The organism is Rickettsia endosymbiont of Ixodes scapularis, from assembly GCF_000160735.1.
In the GTDB taxonomy this organism is placed as follows: domain Bacteria; phylum Pseudomonadota; class Alphaproteobacteria; order Rickettsiales; family Rickettsiaceae; genus Rickettsia; species Rickettsia tamurae.
Window position 1 is genome coordinate 1,117,113 of the sequence record NZ_CM000770.1, and the last position, 17,364, is coordinate 1,134,476.

Below are 17,364 nucleotides of genomic sequence, written 5' to 3' on the forward strand. Positions count from 1 at the left end.
AACACTCCACAAACTTATCAGTAGACGTCTTACATAACGCAGCTAATAAAGAGGAATTTGAAGGAGACACGGAACGTAGAACCGCAGCATACACTTAGTACGTGAGGATTCGAGTACCGGATCTACGTACAAATTACCTTTAGAAGCAAGTTATGTAAGATGTCTAGTAAAATAAAACGGTAATTTTGCTTCTAACTTAATTTCTTTACCAAAAATTTTTTCATATAAACATATATTATTAGCATGCAAGAACATATATTTACTATACGGCATTATTTCTTTATTACCATATTTATCATCTCCAAGTATCGGGCAACCTAATAATTTAGAATGCAACCTTAATTGATGCATTCTACCTGTAACCGGCGTAAATTCAATTAAAAATAAGTTATTATCAAGCGGTTTAAGTAATTTATAATAAGTAATGGCAAGTTTACCATTTTCACTATCAATATCAGTAATTTTAGGTGTACTTCTTTTACTCTTTTCTATATTACTTCTAACTTCGCCTACATTTTTAATTGGCTTTCCATAGGTTACAGCAAAATATGTTTTTACAACCAATTTTTCTTTAAAAACATCATGAAGTTTTACACTACTTAAATAATTTTTGGCTATTAAGAGTAAACCGCTTGTTTCTTTATCTAACCTATGTACTAGCTTAAAATCAGCACCTTTATAATTCAAATATTTTAATGCAGAGTCAATAGATAATTTTATTTTACTGCCACCTTGAGTAGCAAGACCTGCAGGTTTATTTATAGCTATTAAATTATCATCTTCATATATCAGATAATCGGTAGTAATTTTCTTCGCTAGCTTAATTTCAGCATCAGTAAAAACTAATTTTTTGGGTTGCTTAACAGGTAAATTAAACTTATCGTTAATAAAAATTTTATCGCCGCCTTTTACTCTTAAACTCGCTTCTACTTTCTGAGAATTAACGGTAATTTGTTTTTGACGTAATGCTTTCTCTATTACTCCTTGAGTCAATAACGGATATAGACGTTTTAAATATTTATCTAATCTAGAAGAAATAGGAGTATTGACATCGATGATCATTTAGAGCTTTTTATTGTGTTATTGCATGGCATTGGCACTATTGCATGGATCGAAAAACCTACTCGATGTCATCCCCGCATAGGCGGGGATCCAGAAAAATAACTTCAAATATCGATATAGAAGTTATTTATTCAAAAAATAAACCTATAAAAACAAGTTTTTTATAGGTTTTACTAGATTCCCGCCTACGCGGGAATGACATAAAACGATCCGCACAATAACGCCTACTGACCACGGTGATATTTTTAACTACTTTTTATTAAAAAATAGCACCAAATTATTATAGATAAAAGGATTATAGCAAAAAGCTGATGTATAAAGGCAATTACTATAGGTACAGAGTATAAAAGAGTAATTATTCCAGTAGATATCTGCATCAATAATGCAATCATTAGAAAATACGCTATCTTATTTAATTTTGGATGTTCTATTTTTAACAAGCAAATTACCAAAACCACAACAACCAAAAATACGTTATAGCCGCCTAAACGATGTATGAATTGTATAAAAACCGGATCATACCAATTTTTAAGATCAAAAAAATTATCTTTTACCTCCATCGGAACAAAACTATCACCCATTAGCGGAAAACTATTATATATCAGCCCTGCATCAAGCCCTGCAACTAAAGCACCTAAAAAAATTTGCACATATATTACAGTAATAGCAATACCGAAAAATATTAATGGTAATTTTAAATCTGTTTGTGACGGTATTAACAAAATATCACAACGATTTTTTATTAATTGATAAAAAAGTATGTGATAAATAATTACGGAGATAATTAAATGAAAAGCAAGTCGAAAATGACTAACAGACGGGCTATTCAACAAGCCGCTTTTAACCATATACCATCCCATAAAGCCTTGTACGCAAAACAACAACAAAGCAATTATATAAGGTAGCATGTCACGATTTTTTATAATATCTTTAAAATAAAAATATATTAAAGGTACAATATATATTAAAGCTGTAATTCTACCGAGTAATCGATGTATAAACTCTAACAGATAAATAAACTTAAACTGCGATAAAGTCATTCCGTAATTAACAGAGTTATATTCAGGAAAAGCTTTATATTTAGCAAATTCCGCTTGCCAGCTTTCAAAACTAAAAGGTGGCAAAATACCGGTTACCGGACGCCACTCAACTATAGATAAACCAGAACCAGTAAGCCTTGTTATCCCCCCTATAACAATCATCGCTATGACCATTATACAACTTATACACAACCATTTTGTAATAGACATCTTCCCAAATTCTACTTCTAGAGGTAACTTGTACGTCAATCCGGTACTCGCATCCTCACGTACTTTTTCGTACGCTGCGGTACTGCGTTCCGTGTTTCCTTCAAATTCCTCTCTATAAGCGAATTTGAAAAGATGTCTAATTAAACTTTTCTGCACTTTTATTTTAATTTTATGTTTTTATTGCTTCGTCATTGCGAGAAGAATTACAACGTAATTCGACGAAGTAATCTTATGAGTTTCTTATTATTTCATGAGATTGCCACGCAGCTTATGGCTGCTCGCAATGACGATTGAGGAGTCATACAACAATAACCTACCCACCCCTCAAATCAAGACTCTACATTCTTTTCCGTATCTTCGGCGGTATTAACAGGACGTTTCTTATTTGATTTTTTATTAAGATATCTACGTTTTGTCTTTTTTGGAGCAGCTTGTGCTTCTTCTAAGCCGGCATTACTTTCTACAACTTTCACCTCTTCCACAACGCTTACGGTTTGCTCTACCGGTTCTTTTGCCTCTAAACTCTTATCTTTTACTTCATTAGCAATATTATTACTATTATTAGCTGTTTTCCATTTATGTTTATTTTTGCGTAACTGTTCTTTTTTCGGCTCTTCTTCAGTATAATCGGCACTATGATTCTGAATTACCGGCTTAACAGGATTAACATTATTGTTATTTTTCTTCAACAGCTTCACTTTTTCAATCGAATAACTATCTGATGTAGCATTAGGATCGGAATAAAAATTAAGCTTTATATTATATTTTTCTTCAATAAATTTTATTTCAGCACGTTTATTATTAAGTAGATAAATAACTGAAACGATATTGGTAAAAACATTTATTACATCAATTCTTTCTTCAAAAATTTCATTCTCTATAGTACGTAAAATTAACATAGCATTAGCGTCACTCGCTCTAATGACTCCTTTACCGTTACAATGAGAACAAATTGCCGAATTAGTTTCTAAGAAAGAAGAACGTAATCTCTGCCTTGAGAATTCAAGTAATCCAAACTGACTAATATTACCGGTTTGTATACGAGCACGATCACGACTTAAAAACTCTTTAAAGGATCGTTCAATAATTTTACGATTCTTAGCTTCGCTCATGTCTATAAAATCAACAACTATCAAACCTGATAGATCTCTAAGCTTTACTTGCTTTGCTACTTCTTTGGCTGCTTCTAAATTAGTTTTTAGTGCCGTTTCTTCGATATTTTTTTCAGAAGTTGATTTACCGGAATTTACATCAATTGAAATAAGAGCTTCCGTAGGATTAATAACGATATATCCCCCTGAAGGTAGTGTCACGACAGGCTGATATAATTTAACTAATTGCTCTTCTACTTGAAACTTAGTAAATATAGGAGTTTTATTTTTATGTTCTTTAAGTTTTGAAAGCTCTGAAGGTAATAAATCCTGCATAAATTTTGAAGCATCTTCATAGGCTTCCTGTCCTTGAATCACTACTTCTTTAACATTGTGATCACACATATCACGTATGGTTTTACGTATTATACTATCTTCCTCATGAATAAAACACGGAGCTGGAAATTTAATAGTACTTTTACGAATTTTATTCCATAACCTTGCTAAATAATTATAGTCTTTCTTTAAATCTAAGGTGCTACTTCCTCTACCTGCGGTTCTAACAATGATGCTATAAGCATTTTTGTCACCACTTACTATTTTATTTAAAATATCTTTCAGTCTTTTTCTTTCTTCCCCGTTTGATATTTTACGCGATATGCCGTTTTGTGAACCTTTATTAGGCATTAAAACACAATATTTACCAGCCAAGGATATATAAGTAGTAAAAGCGGCACACTTATTTCCTCGTTCTTCCTTAGTAACCTGCACCAATAATATTTGGTTTTTTCTTATTACTTCTTGAACTTTATATTGTTTATATTGCAGAATATTTGACTCAGAGGTGTCACTTTGAATAATTTCAATATCATCAGCTGCTTCTAAATTAAGTTCTGAATGGAATTTACTCTCTACTAAATCTTCTATGGTTTTTAGGTCAATTTCTTCACTATCAACCAAAGAATCATATATAGCTGTCGGTTTCTCTTTATCATCCTCAACCGTAATATTTGAAAGAGCTATTTCAGAAAAAGCATTAACTGGGAAATTTCTCTCCGAGGCAGGCAAATTGTAATAGTTAGGATGGATTTCACTAAACGGTAAAAATCCACTTTTATCCATTCCATACTCTATAAAAACAGCTTGTAGCGACGGCTCTATTCTTGTGACTTTTGCTAAATAAATATTACCTTTATTTTGTTGTCTTACGGTTGTTTGAAATTCAATATCTTCTATATTGTTGCTTTGTCCTAATAAAACTACTCTTGTTTCGCTTGGAAAATTAGCATCAATTATAATCTTTTTATTCATTTATCTTGCTCACTAACTTGAAGAACAAATAATTAATATAATGCTTGTATCTTAAGAAAAATCATTGCTTATCTTGTATTAATTTATTTAAATAGATAATTTATCTATGATTAAAGAGCAAAAATGAAATTCTAGATAAACTTCAAATAACACCTCCTTAAAATACTAAAAAATATATTATTATTTTTCTTACATTAAAATATTTTCATATTATTTAATTCATTAATTTTTTTAAAATTAAACAATAATTATATACAAATTATAAATAAGACTACCATATTTGATTAAAAGCTGATAATCTAATAACTATCCATATATACTTAAATAATGGAATTACGAATCTCTTTAATTTTTAAGATGATAATCTTAATCATTATAATTAATGAGTTATATACCATGTATTTATTGTTTAGCAAACACTTAATTTATGACTTTAAAAAACGATTACAAAACTATTTTTTCTCACTTTTGGGAATATTTATTTTTTCCTGTATCAATGCCATAAATTTTTATAATTTTAAAATCTTTTTACTGATAAATAAAAATCTATGCGGAGAACAAATAAATCATATAAATCAAACTAAATTTATAGGTTCGATAATCGCAGGCTTTGCCTTAACACAGTTAATTAATAAGTTAAGTAATAAAAAAATTATTTTAATTAGCTTATCTTTATTAATTATTTGTACAATAAACCTAATTTTATTAAATAATTATACTTTAATTAAAATTAATTTTATTTTAATTAATTTTGGAACATTTTCATATTTCACTTCTATAACATTAGACATTATTGAGAGTAGCAAAGAAAAGAAATATTTTTTTTTAGCTTGTATAATGTTGTTATGGGCGGGTGGAAACTTAATGGTAGATTTATTAAATCCATTTATAAAACCGACAAATAATACTATAGTAATTTGTGCATTGTTATACTGTATCAATATACTAACCGAATTTCTGCATTATAATCCTACATCTCATAAATTAAATTTAAATTCAAAATTTTCATCCTTAATAAAAAATGTCGAATTACAATTATTGACAGGCTTAGTAGTTGCTTATATCACCTTGGATATATTATGGTATTATGAAGCTTTTGCATTAAAGAAAGAATTAGCATTAATTAATTTAAGACTTATACTAAAATATATTTTCCTAGCAATATGTTTTTCTATAATTCCTATATGCTATATATTAAGCAAAGTAAATAAATATTTGGCTAATTTATCACTAACTATAATTCTACTAGTCTGCTTTATTTTACTACCGCTTCATGGAACTAATAAAAACCTTAATATATTATATATAATACTAATCGGTAGTTGTTTAGGATCCATTTATATTTGCAATATTTTAATACTAATTGATAAATTTAGGAATTACGAACTTAGAACAGCTTTATTTTCGTATTTTTCAATGTGCAGCATCGGTATATATGCCGGAGCTTTATCATCTCATGTACCTTACGGCACTATTAACGGCAGTGATTTCTTATTTTCCGTTTTTGCCGTAGTCGGTAGTTTTGTAGCTTATCATTTTTGGTATTTTATTAAGTATAAATTATATAGATTTTAATGTCACCCCGTGGCTTGACCACGGGGTCCAGTTAAAAATACTAATAAATTAGTATTTTTAGTTATTTTCTGGATACCGTGGACAAGCGGTATGACACCGAGCGGGCTTCTCGAGCCATGCAACAATGCTTTCAGTCGCTCGCAATGACGATTATGTAATATTTTGTAACATAATATAACTTGTATAATTCGGCATTAAATATTAATATTTAAATATATTTTTACAATGCCTAAAATGCAACAAAGTACATTATTAAAACCGGTTAGTTGTTACGGGATCGGGGTTCACTCAGGAAAACACACCCAGTTAACTATAGAACCCGCTAAAGAAAATACCGGAATTATATTCATTAGAACCGATATATCTTCTGAAAATAATTATATTGAAGCTAGCTATTTCAATGTTTCCTATACCTTGTTATCTACCACTATAAGTAATGATCATAAAGTTCAAATTTCAACAATTGAACATTTAATGGCAGCACTTTGGGGGTGCGGCATTGATAATGCAATTATTAAAATTGACGGTCCTGAAGTACCAATTATGGACGGCAGTAGTAAACCTTTTGTGTTTATGATTGAATGTGCAGGTAAAAAATTACAAAATGCTCCTAAAAAATATTTAAAAATTTTAAAAGATATAAAAGTAGTTCATAAAGATTGTGAATTATATTGCACTCCTTCCGATCACATGACTGTAGATTTAACCATTGATTTTAGCAGTAAAGCTATAGGCAGACAAAATCTAAGTTTTAGGGATCAAGAATCTTTTACTAAAAATATTGCAGATGCTAGAACTTTTGGTTTTATAAGAGATGTTGATTATTTGAAAAGCAAAGGGCTTGCCCAAGGTGCCTCATTTGAGAATGCTATAGGAATAGATGAGCAGGATAAAATCTTAAACCCAAACGGCTTACGTTATGAAGATGAATTCGTTCGCCATAAACTATTAGATTTATTCGGTGATTTATATACCAGCGGCACTAACGTTGTAAGTGCAATTAAAGGCTACAAAACCAGCCATGCTCTTAATAATGAATTATTGCATAAAATATTTAGCGATACTACCTCTTACAAATTTGTAACTAGCAGTGAGTTATAATAATCATTTCAATTGTTAAATTTCGCTTTCTTTTTTGCATCCTTTTTAAATTTTCACTTTTCGTCCTTTGTATTTCAGCATTATTAACTTTATCTTTATCCATAGCTTTAGTTAAAGGACTATATCCTTCGGCTTTACTAGGATTTTCATAAAATGGATTCATTACATTTTTAATATCTTTAACATAACTCTCTTTTCTATTATCCATTGTTATTTTATTTTCTCTAAAAAATTCTTCTAAACCGTTTCTTTTTATTTCAAAATTAAAACTGCCTCTTATTTCTCGAAATTTTTGTATTTTTTGGTCTTTATTCATACTCCAATAATTCTTATCCTTTATTAATTTTTTTAAAGCTAATGTTTGCAATACTTGATTCTTAGTATAATCCTCTAATTGTTCTAAATTTTCATATATAGGAGTGTATTGTTTTTTATATTCTTCATTTATATTTAATTTAAATATTGCTTTTATTTCTATTTTTTCCTTTTCAGTAAGACCGTCGATAACTAAAGAACCCTCAGCTATAAGCTGAGGGGTTATAAAGTGGAATCGATTAGAAATCGATCATCATTCACAGGTTCACCTTCCTGTTCATCAATATAGTGCTGTATCATTTCATCAGTTATATTACCTGAACTGACCGCCATATAGCCCCTAGCCCACAAATGATTGCCCCAAAATTGTTTTCTTAAATGAGCAAATTCTTGCAATAAAATTCTTGAGCTACTACCTTTTAAATACTGTACTAACTTGCTAAGAGATATTTGTGATTTATATGAGATAAACATATGCACGTGATCACATGATATTTTCCCTGAAATTATATATACTTCATGTTCCATACAAATCTGCCTTAGTAAATCTCTAGCCCTTTCCGCTACTTTGCCTATCAATACTCTCTTCCTATATTTTGGTATCCATATAAGATGTACTTTTAAATCATACTGACTATGACTATTCTTTCTATAACTTCTCATGTTTCTTGATATAAATTCATTGCTAAAGCAATTTCATTATATCTTCCCTTCGCCTGAAGGCGAGGGATTTCTTATCCCCGAAGGGGGACATTAATGATGCGGTCGTAACTACACCGTAACCCGTAGCTTTTAATATATCAAGCACATTACCGCTAGCACCTTTAAGAGGCAGCCAAATTTGCGGCTCCACCTAGATTATTTCCAAATATTCGTCCTGTACTTTTCAATTTATTTACATTTAACTCATACTTATCTTGAGTAGCATCCTTACCTGCCGTTTGCGGCGTATATAATTCATTTTTTAAAATATCTTTTAAGCTCGGTTCTAATGATAATATATAATCTTGCTGACTTTTAGCATTTCTGTTATGTACTAATAAATTATTCTCTTTATGAAGTTTACCTTACTACATGACAATTTTTAGAGATGTAAGGACTAAAGGATTGAATTTTGCTGATAATTCATGATGATAACGGGGAAAGAACTTGGTTTACATATGAAAGATCATTCCGCCCCTCTAGTCGAATTATTACAAAAACATATTTCGCTTAATTTATCAAGAGCAAAATGTTTAGGATTATTTATCATTTCAATGCTTAACAGCAGGACAGTAAACATGTCATTGTTATGCAATAGAATGCCGTCTGGGATTAAAGCAGCTTCATGGTATAGAAGGATGCAAAGATTTATCTCTGAAATCTCAATATCATGGAGAGTATTACCTGTTATGTTAGTCATGATGACTGGGTTTGAGCAGGAGCAAAAATGGGTATTGTGTTTAGATAGAACGAATTGGAAATTTGGTAAACGACATATAAATATTTTATATTTAGCTGTCAGTTTTCATGGTATAGCGATCCCCCTTTTTGGAATTTTCTAAGTGATAAAAAGTGTGGTAACTCTGATTATATTGAGCGTATTGATCTGATGGAGTGTTTTTTAGAAGTTTTTGACAAAAACCGCATTGAAGCATTAACCGCTGATAGAGAATTTATAGGTAAGGAATGGCTCTCTTGGCTTAGAACAAATCAAATAAGATACGTTTTTCGAGTTAGAGAAAATAGACAATATATCAGTAATGCAAGGGGAAAAATGGTTAAAATACAAGAGTTATTTCGCCCTCTAGCCATAGGATCGCATGTGAGTTTGTCACAACGTAGAATTGGTACAAAAGGTGAAATATTTAATGTAGTAGGGATCAGAAATAAGAAGAGTGAACTTGCAGTCTTAATACATAGTGATGAGATCAAAAATCCTGCTGAGATTATATGCTCAAAGATGGCAAATTGAAACAATGTTCAAAGCTTTTAAATCAGCAGGATTCAACTGTGAAGCAACTCATATTACTAATGATTTACGATTAGATACATTGATGCAAATATTGTCTATTGCATTTTGCCTAGCTTATCAAACTGGAGAGATTATAGTTTTAGATAAACCAATAGTTATTAAAAAACATGGTTATAGGCAAAATAGTATATTTCGTGTTGGATTAGATACATTGGTTAATATCTTGTATAATATTTCTACTCAATTAGTACGTTGGATACAGCTGTTGTCCTTGATATTCCAATATCCAAAGATGATAAAATGAAAAATTGTCATGTAGTAAGCAAATTTCCAATTCGTTCTATCTAAACACAATACCCATTTTTGCTCCTGCTCAAACCCAGTCATCATGACTAACATAACAGGTAATACTCTCCATGATATTGAGATTTCAGAGATAAATCTTTGCATCCTTCTATACCATGAAGCTGCTTTAATCCCAGACGGCATTCTATTGCATAACAATGACATGTTTACTGTCATGCTGTTAAGCATTGAAATGATAAATAATCCTAAACATTTTGCTCTTGATAAATTAAGCGAAATATGTTTTTGTAATAATTCGACTAGAGGGGCGGAATGATCTTTCATATGTAAACCAAGTTCTTTCCCCGTTATCATCATGAATTATCAGCAAAATTCAATCCTTTAGTCCTTACATCTCTAAAAATTGTCATGTAGTAAGGTAGTTTACACAAACTATGCACTTTTAAAGTCTCATTTATAGCCTGAATTCCTACGCTAACTCCTGAAACAACAGCTACAGCTATAATTATCGGTGATATAGGAGTAAAAAGTCCGGAAACCGCAATTGCTATAGAAGCTACGGAAACCGCATAACTTAAACTATTGCTAAATAATATTTTACCGATTTTACTTTGTCTAAAACTAGTCCAATAAGATTTTAACTTATTAAATATTTTTCTAACCCTTGATTTTTTTGAATCAGACATTTATTTTTCTCTCCAAAGAACAATATTTTTATAAATTTTTCTTTTATTTATTTAATTAACTTCTCTTACAACTTAAATTATAGTATAAATTCTAATAAAAAAACAAAATAAATGTCTGGAAAAGAATTAAATAAAATTGTTGCAGCCATCTTATTTGCTAGTTTAATTGCTATGATGGTTGGATTTGTTGCAAATATATTATACAAACCAAACTTACAAGTTTTACATCGCGGTTATAGCATTGCAGTTCAGGAATCCACAGAAAATCAAGATACTACGGCAATAGAGCAAGCACCGGTAAATATACCGGAATTGATGAAAACCGCTAATGCCGATAATGGTCCACAAATAGCCAAGAAATGTTTAATGTGTCATTCCCTTGATAAAGACGGTCCAAATAAACTAGGACCTCATTTGTGGAATGTAGCAGGCAGACCAAAAGCAAGCATAGCAGACTATAAATATTCCCCTGCTCTATCAAAACTTGGCGGTGTATGGGATGATGATAGTTTATTTGCTTTCTTACATAAACCAAGTAGCTATGCACCAGGAACTAAAATGTCCTTTGCCGGTATCTCAAAACCACAAGACATAGCTGACGTAATATTATTTTTAAAAACTTATGTTCATGATAAATAATTATCTCACCGAAATATGGTTAATAATCGGTATAATTTGCGTAGTTGTTGAATTCTTTGCAGTTCCAAGTATTGGATTCTTATTCTTTGGGCTTGGAGCATTATCAAATACTCTTGTGGTATATAACTACCCCCTAGTTAGCTTAACAAATCAAATAACATTTTTTAGTATATTATCGCTTATTTGGTTTTGTATATTATATTATCCTCTTAAAAAATATGTTTATAATAAAACTGATAAAACAGAAAATTACTCGGATATGATAGGCAAAATGGTAGAAGTTTATAGTTCTACCGTCTCTTCTGATACTGTAGGACAAGTAAGATGGTCCGGTGCTATTATGAATGCTTATCTTGCACCAAACGAAATCGATGCAAAAACAGGCGACCGACTTTTTATTATCGAAGTTAAAGGGAATGTACTAATTTGTTCTAAGCATAGACCTAAAACATAGAATCAAACCCTATATAATTTATGCCAAGATTAATAATGCATCATGGATTAACTAAATCTACTTTTGATGCTTCGCGACTCAAAAAAGAGTTAGAAAACAAGCATACTACTTCTTTGCCGTTAGATGAACAGCTTGCCTTAGTTGATCAATTACGCGAATTTGAGTTAGGTCGTTTTTTGTTGGCAAATAAAGGACTTAATGGTTATTGGACATCTTATATAATAATTCATGGTCTTAAAAAAGAAAAGCTCTACCCTTTAGAAAGATGGATTTTGTATCATGCTCCTTCTGTTAAAGTTACCCAAGAACGCTTTAAAATATTTCAAAAAATTTTACAGGATAAGTTAGAAGACGGAATGAAATTTATTTCTGTTCCTTGCGGTACTATGGACGATTTGCTTACATTAGATTACAGCAAAATAAAAGAAATTCATCTGACGGGGATTGATTTAGATGCTATTTTTTTAGAACTAGCACAAGAAAACGCTAAAAAGCATCATCTTACGAATGTTAACTTTTTGCAACAAGATGCTTGGAACCTTGATATTCACGAGGAATATGATATCCTTACGAGTAATGGTCTTAATATTTATGAATTTGATGATGATAAAGTTACTGATCTATATAAACAATTTAACGCGAGTTTCGTATTAAGATGCCTAAATTATGGTTAATGAATATGCTATAATGCTTATCCTTTCAAGGTTTGTAAGAGGTGTGATAAGTTTTACAATTTAATAGTTATAGTCAAAAAAGACAATTTACTAAAAATTTATGCAGTTTTAAGTACATTTTATAACAAAAACAATATTACTAATATCCTCGTAACCCAGTTACTATCAGCTATTCAGTTCCTCTATTAATACGAAACTCGCGTAATTTAGTAAAGTGCTTAAACCTAGCGGCATACTAATTGCAAGCTTTTTAACGCCTCCTCCAACATTATCAAAGGAATCTACATGGAAAAATGTTAATATTGAGGATGCTTTAAAACAAAAGGCTATTTTTAGTGATATTATTAACGCTGCATGGCAAGTTTTTCGTACAGAAGCCGAAACACGTAAACAGCTAGAAAAAGCAGGATTTCAAATCCTCGAAATTATATAGCATAGGCAATTAAGATAGTGATATTAATAAAAGGATATGGTAAAGTAATTAGAAAATAGTTATGCCAAGTCCATATTCATATGATTTAAGAAAGGGAGTGATTCAATATATTGAGTCAGGGAAAAGAATAATAGAAGCAAGTCAAGTATTTAATATCAGCCGTAAAGTAATATATGATTGGAAGAAATTAAAGAAAGAAACAGGAGATGTTCAATTAAAAACTGGCTATCAAAAAGGGCATAGTCATAAAATAACAGATATGGAAGGATTTAAAAAATTTTTGGAATCTAATAAAGATAAAAGCAGTCGAGAGCTAGCCATCTTGTATCCTAGTAAAGTGTCAGCAAGAACTATAATAAACATGATTAGAAAAGTTGGTTACAGCTATAAAAAAACTTTTCTTCATCCCAAAAGAAATCATAAATTAAGAAATGAGTTTATAGAAAAGATAACCACCATAGACAAAGATAAACTAGTGTTTTTGGATGAATCAGGAATAGAAGATAATGCGTGTCGAGAACATGGCTGGAGCCCAAAAGGAGAAAGATGTTATGGTGAAAAAGTTTATCAGCACAAACACAGAATTAGTATGATTGCTGGCCTATTTAATAGCAATATTGTAGCACCTCTAATATTTGAAGGCAATTGTAATAAAGCTATTTTTGAGACGTATGTCAAGGATATACTCATTAAAGAATTAAGGGCAGGACAAGTCGTAGTAATGGATAATATTAATTTTCATAAAAACTCTAAGGTAAAAGAATTAATTGAATCGGTAGGGGCAAGTATTTTATTCCTTCCTACTTACAGTCCTGACCTTAATCCTATAGAACATTATTGGTTTAAAATTAAACATCAAATTAGAAAAGATACTAGTAACTTTACATATTTTTTTGATGCTGCTTATCACGTATTACAAAAAGTAACTACCTTACCTGCTTAAGCTATATATGATTCTCAAGGTATTTTTCCTACAGTATTAGCAAGAAAAAAATAATAATCAAATTCAAACATTTTCCTTAAACCAATCAAAAGCTTTTTTAAAGAAGCTGCTATTTTCATCAAGTCTAATATGAGCGAATTCTTTTTGCTGTTTTAGAGCATGAATTTTTAGCATTCCTATAGTTGCTGAATACATAGCCGGATTATAGTCTTCTGTAAAACCGGCAATAATCTCCGGTTTACCGATTCTACTCTGTTTTTCAAAAATTTTATTTGAAAGTTCTTTAAGTCCTCTAAGCTGAGACCCACCGCCGGTAATTACAACTCTAAAAACTTCAACCTGCCCTTTTGTTGCTTTATCATATTCGACTTTTACCATTGATAATATTTCTTCGGCTCTTGCTCTTATTACCTCAGCCAATTTATAAATTGTTACGGAAGTATTTAAATTATGATGAGTATCAACCTGAAAATCATCCATATTTATAATACTATCTTTCTCAAATAAAGGTATAATTGCATTACCGTATAAAATTTTTAATTTCTCTGCCGTAACAAGATCAATACCAAAGACTTTAGCAATATCCGAACTAATATGAAAACTACCTATATTTACATGCCCCGTATATATTAATTTACCGGCAAAAAAAATGCCGAAAGAGGTAGTTTTATCCCCCATATCTATAATAAGCGAGCCTAGATTTTTTTCATCATTCGTAAGACAGCTAATAGCAGAAGCATAAATTGCTAGAGTAATATTTGTGACTTCAACATGACATTTAGCGAAACATTGTACAATATTTGATAGCATATTTGAACTAGCTGCAATAATATGTAATTCACAACTAAGCTCTCTACCGTACATACCGATAGGATTCTCGACTGAATTATTATCAAGGGTAAATTCAAGAGGAAAATAATGAATAATTTCTTGGTTTTTAACTTTAAATTCAAGTAATGCTTTTTGTAGTAACTTTTTAATATCTTGCTGCGTTACGGTTTGCCCGTTAACTTTAATTGTATAATTTATGTAATAAGATTTAGTGTCGGCACCCGATAATGATAATATAACTTTTTTTATATTTTTACCGCAATCTTTTTCAAGTGCGTAAATTGCCGAAACAATGCTAGTTTCAGCATTTTTTAAATCTGATATAACTCCTGATTTAATACCTTTAGAATGGTGCAAATTTTGGCTAGCTACTTTAATTTCACCTTTTTTACTAACATAGGCAGCAATTACGGCAATCTTACTACTGCCGAAATCAAGTGTTACAAAATTTGATATTTTCTCTTTCATTTTTTTATGCTTGTTATTCCAAAAACGTCATTGCGAGAAGAATTACAACGTAATTCGACGAAGCAATCTCAGGATGCTTGACAAGATTGCCACGTCGAAACTACGTTTCTCCTCGCAATGACGATTCTCAGTACTTCTCTATATAGTACTTATTCTTATCCCTTAAATCCAAAGCCTTATAATTTTGGTTAAATAGCTTGTTAGCTTTATTTAGCGCATCGACATATTTTAATGCTTCTTCAAACTCTTTTTCAGGTAACTTAATACTTATATTACCTTTAAGATTTAAATCCCACCTTCTATCTCCGAGTCTTACGGCAGCTGAAGTTTTATTCATTAATGCCGGATATTTCTGTAGCTCTAGTACTAATTTACCTGCATAGATATTTGCCCCTTCCCCTACAACATGTAATAAATGAGGAAAAGACTGAATATTTTTACTAATTTCGTAACCTTCTTCATCTACTAAGAAAAGCTGATTATTAATTTGCCAAATAGCAATAGCTTCTCTTTCAAATAATTTTATATATACCGTATTTGGTAATCTTCTACTGACATATACTTCCTTGATCCATTTATTTTTCTTTAAATTATTTCTAATTTCGTCTAATTTAAGAGCAAAAATAGGACTACCTTTACTTGCATTTAAAACCTTTAATATTGTAGGCTCATCAACATTTTGCTGTCCTTCAATGATAACATTCTCAAGTTTAAACCCAAGCTTTGTTGTTGTTTGGTATATATTTGTTGTTAAGTAGGTTTTTATGCCGGCAAAATGTTTTGTAAAAACAAATAGACATACAAAGATAATTAAAGCAATCTTAAGCCCTAATATTGCTTTTTTGTAAATTAATCCTAATTTTCGGCGTAATGAGATATTATTAGTTTTTTTTGTTTGTTTTTTTTTATTGGAGCTTGTTTTTTTTCTCATGATTCAAAGCTTGCCGTCTTTATAATTTCTTCAATTAAGTTAGTAAAATTTATCCCTGCATAAGCTGCAATTTCCGGCACTATTGATAAAGGCGCCATACCTGGGTGAGTATTCATCTCCAAAGCATATAATTTGTTTGTCTGCTCTTCTAAAATAAACTCTGCTCTAGCAGGACCTTTACAATTCATTGTTTTATAAATTTTTTCTGATTCTATAAGTAATTTTTCATATAAATTAGCAGGTAGCGGAGCAGGACAAAGATGCTCAGCAAATCCTTCAGTATATTTAGTCTCATAATCATAAAAACGATTTTTCAGTAATTTAATCTCTAAAGCTCCAAGAGCTTTACCGTTTAATACCGCTACTTGCAATTCTCGCCCTTTTATATATTGCTCTATTATTACCTGATCACCGTAAGGAAAATCATAATCGGCAAAGTTAAAATTATCTTCCTCAAATATCACCTCAACACCAATACTTGAGCCTTGCTTAAGAGGTTTAATAACGTACGGTCGTTTCATAGGATCGTTTCTTACATCATTGCTTTTATTTACAACAATACTTTCTACCATATTAATATTATTCGTTAAAAACCAGCTCCTAGAATGTATTTTATCGAATGCTAAAGCTGAAGATAACACGCCGCTATGAGTATAAGGAATCCGCATTATATTAAGTAATCCTGGTAAACAACCGTCTTCACCGTATGTACCGTGCAGGCAATTAAAAACAATATCAGGTTTTATTTCCTGTAATCTAACTGCAATATCTGCTCCCATATCAATAAAGGTAACTCTATATCCTAATTCAACTAAGGCTTTACGAACCCCTTCACTTGACACTAACGATACTTCACACTCGGCAGACATACCGCCTGCTACTAACGCTACATGTTTTTTACTGGTAGTACTTAATATTTTGACTTCAGAATGTTCCACCCAATGTGTTTGATATTTATGCATATACTCCTTATATTAATTTCATACCATGGTTGCTACGTTCCGTGTCATCCCGTGGCTTGTCCACAGGATCCAGTAAAAAAATTATAAAATAATTTTTTCATATAAATCATGCCATTCTGGATTTTGAGACTCAATTAAATTTAATTTCCACTGTCTTTTATATTCTTTTAATAACTTTTCACGATTAATTGCAGCTATAATATTGTCATATTGCTCAAAATAAACTAATTTATTTATGTTATACTTAGAAGAAAATCCTTTGATTATTTTATGCTTATGCTCATAAATACGTTTTATAATATTTGAAGTTACTCCAATATATAATGTACCATTACGCCCGCTAGCTAATATATATACATAATATTGTTCATTATATTA

17 protein-coding genes and 7 pseudogenes are annotated in these 17,364 nt (G+C 30.7%); 11 read left to right on the plus strand and 13 right to left on the minus strand.

Going from position 1 to position 17,364, the window contains the following annotated elements; genetic code table 11:
- Nucleotides 1–29 precede the first annotated feature (29 nt).
- A pseudogene (locus REIS_RS12805) lies at nucleotides 30–157 on the plus strand (palindromic element RPE1 domain-containing protein); the annotation flags it as partial.
- On the opposite strand, the gene REIS_RS05645 reads toward REIS_RS12805, so the two are convergent.
- From REIS_RS05645 to REIS_RS05655, 3 genes are all read right to left on the minus strand, one after another.
- Nucleotides 151–1,062 (minus strand): RluA family pseudouridine synthase, encoded by a 912-nt coding sequence (locus REIS_RS05645; protein WP_008580292.1) that lies wholly within the window; start codon nucleotides 1,060–1,062, stop codon nucleotides 151–153. The pseudogene REIS_RS12805 and the gene REIS_RS05645 sit on opposite strands and share 7 nt — an antisense overlap.
- Nucleotides 1,063–1,307: 245 nt before the next feature.
- On the minus strand, nucleotides 1,308–2,312 hold the full coding sequence (locus REIS_RS05650) for a COX15/CtaA family protein (RefSeq protein ID WP_008580293.1): 1,005 nt from the start codon (nucleotides 2,310–2,312) through the stop codon (nucleotides 1,308–1,310).
- A gap of 329 nt (nucleotides 2,313–2,641) precedes the next feature.
- The gene (locus tag REIS_RS05655; RefSeq protein ID WP_008580294.1) at nucleotides 2,642–4,714 is read right to left on the minus strand and encodes an Rne/Rng family ribonuclease; all 2,073 of its coding nucleotides are present in this window, start codon (nucleotides 4,712–4,714) and stop codon (nucleotides 2,642–2,644) included.
- A gap of 427 nt (nucleotides 4,715–5,141) precedes the next feature.
- Between REIS_RS05655 and REIS_RS05660 the strand changes: the two are divergent.
- A pseudogene (locus REIS_RS05660) lies at nucleotides 5,142–6,289 on the plus strand (hypothetical protein).
- A gap of 47 nt (nucleotides 6,290–6,336) precedes the next feature.
- Here REIS_RS05660 and REIS_RS17300 read toward each other — a convergent pair.
- Nucleotides 6,337–6,411: pseudogene (locus tag REIS_RS17300) on the minus strand (permease); the annotation flags it as partial.
- A gap of 112 nt (nucleotides 6,412–6,523) precedes the next feature.
- Here REIS_RS17300 and lpxC point away from each other — a divergent pair.
- Entirely contained in the window at nucleotides 6,524–7,390 is an 867-nt protein-coding gene (gene lpxC, locus REIS_RS05665) for a UDP-3-O-acyl-N-acetylglucosamine deacetylase (protein WP_037213827.1), read from the plus strand.
- Here lpxC and REIS_RS05670 read toward each other — a convergent pair.
- The 3 genes and pseudogenes from REIS_RS05670 to REIS_RS17785 form a co-directional block, all read right to left on the minus strand.
- A pseudogene (locus REIS_RS05670) lies at nucleotides 7,374–7,904 on the minus strand (hypothetical protein); the annotation flags it as partial. The gene lpxC and the pseudogene REIS_RS05670 sit on opposite strands and share 17 nt — an antisense overlap.
- 23 nt (nucleotides 7,905–7,927) lie before the next feature.
- The gene (gene tnpA, locus REIS_RS05675) at nucleotides 7,928–8,368 is read right to left on the minus strand and encodes an IS200/IS605 family transposase (RefSeq protein WP_008579210.1); all 441 of its coding nucleotides are present in this window, start codon (nucleotides 8,366–8,368) and stop codon (nucleotides 7,928–7,930) included.
- A gap of 88 nt (nucleotides 8,369–8,456) precedes the next feature.
- Nucleotides 8,457–8,769, minus strand: a pseudogene (locus REIS_RS17785) (hypothetical protein); the annotation flags it as partial.
- Between the two features lie 63 nt (nucleotides 8,770–8,832).
- On the opposite strand from REIS_RS17785, the gene REIS_RS05680 reads away from it, so the two are divergent.
- The 3 genes from REIS_RS05680 to REIS_RS16465 are packed head-to-tail and all read left to right on the plus strand — an operon-like array spanning nucleotide 8,833 to nucleotide 9,963.
- Nucleotides 8,833–9,249, plus strand: coding sequence for a hypothetical protein (locus REIS_RS05680; protein ID WP_008579269.1), 417 nt, complete (start codon nucleotides 8,833–8,835; stop codon nucleotides 9,247–9,249).
- Between the two features lie 47 nt (nucleotides 9,250–9,296).
- A complete protein-coding gene (locus REIS_RS16460; RefSeq protein WP_008579487.1) occupies nucleotides 9,297–9,659 on the plus strand; it encodes a transposase in 363 nt (120 codons plus the stop codon).
- A 4-nt stretch (nucleotides 9,660–9,663) separates the two neighbouring features.
- Nucleotides 9,664–9,963, plus strand: coding sequence for a hypothetical protein (locus REIS_RS16465; RefSeq protein WP_008579488.1), 300 nt, complete (start codon nucleotides 9,664–9,666; stop codon nucleotides 9,961–9,963).
- Here REIS_RS16465 and REIS_RS05690 read toward each other — a convergent pair.
- The gene (locus REIS_RS05690; RefSeq protein ID WP_008580299.1) at nucleotides 9,900–10,322 is read right to left on the minus strand and encodes a hypothetical protein; all 423 of its coding nucleotides are present in this window, start codon (nucleotides 10,320–10,322) and stop codon (nucleotides 9,900–9,902) included. The genes REIS_RS16465 and REIS_RS05690 overlap by 64 nt on opposite strands.
- A 62-nt stretch (nucleotides 10,323–10,384) precedes the next feature.
- Nucleotides 10,385–10,651, minus strand: a pseudogene (locus REIS_RS05695) (hypothetical protein); the annotation flags it as partial.
- A 111-nt stretch (nucleotides 10,652–10,762) separates the two neighbouring features.
- Here REIS_RS05695 and REIS_RS05700 point away from each other — a divergent pair.
- From REIS_RS05700 to REIS_RS12815, 5 genes are all read left to right on the plus strand, one after another.
- On the plus strand, nucleotides 10,763–11,290 hold the full coding sequence (locus REIS_RS05700) for a c-type cytochrome (protein WP_008580301.1): 528 nt from the start codon (nucleotides 10,763–10,765) through the stop codon (nucleotides 11,288–11,290).
- Nucleotides 11,274–11,744, plus strand: a complete 471-nt coding sequence (locus tag REIS_RS05705) for an NfeD family protein (RefSeq protein WP_008580302.1) — start codon at nucleotides 11,274–11,276, stop codon at nucleotides 11,742–11,744. The genes REIS_RS05700 and REIS_RS05705 overlap by 17 nt, the downstream gene beginning before the upstream one ends.
- Nucleotides 11,745–11,764: 20 nt before the next feature.
- Nucleotides 11,765–12,418, plus strand: coding sequence for a methyltransferase domain-containing protein (locus tag REIS_RS05710; protein ID WP_233466278.1), 654 nt, complete (start codon nucleotides 11,765–11,767; stop codon nucleotides 12,416–12,418).
- Between the two features lie 214 nt (nucleotides 12,419–12,632).
- On the plus strand, nucleotides 12,633–12,851 hold the full coding sequence (locus REIS_RS05715; protein ID WP_008579640.1) for a hypothetical protein: 219 nt from the start codon (nucleotides 12,633–12,635) through the stop codon (nucleotides 12,849–12,851).
- Nucleotides 12,852–12,912: 61 nt separating this feature from the next.
- A complete protein-coding gene (locus tag REIS_RS12815) occupies nucleotides 12,913–13,794 on the plus strand; it encodes an IS630 family transposase (RefSeq protein ID WP_008579725.1) in 882 nt (293 codons plus the stop codon).
- Nucleotides 13,795–13,857: 63 nt separating this feature from the next.
- Here the strand turns inward: REIS_RS12815 and ftsA are convergent, their stop codons facing one another.
- The 4 genes and pseudogenes from ftsA to REIS_RS12820 all read right to left on the minus strand — a co-directional run.
- Nucleotides 13,858–15,093, minus strand: coding sequence for a cell division protein FtsA (ftsA, locus tag REIS_RS05730; protein WP_008580304.1), 1,236 nt, complete (start codon nucleotides 15,091–15,093; stop codon nucleotides 13,858–13,860).
- A 127-nt stretch (nucleotides 15,094–15,220) separates the two neighbouring features.
- Nucleotides 15,221–16,024 (minus strand): cell division protein FtsQ/DivIB, encoded by an 804-nt coding sequence (locus tag REIS_RS05735; protein WP_008580305.1) that lies wholly within the window; start codon nucleotides 16,022–16,024, stop codon nucleotides 15,221–15,223.
- The gene (locus REIS_RS05740; protein ID WP_008580306.1) at nucleotides 16,021–16,986 is read right to left on the minus strand and encodes a D-alanine--D-alanine ligase; all 966 of its coding nucleotides are present in this window, start codon (nucleotides 16,984–16,986) and stop codon (nucleotides 16,021–16,023) included. Before REIS_RS05740 ends, REIS_RS05735 begins: the two co-directional genes overlap by 4 nt.
- An 81-nt stretch (nucleotides 16,987–17,067) precedes the next feature.
- Nucleotides 17,068–17,349: pseudogene (locus REIS_RS12820) on the minus strand (GIY-YIG nuclease family protein); the annotation flags it as partial.
- Between the last annotated feature and the right edge of the window lie 15 nt (nucleotides 17,350–17,364).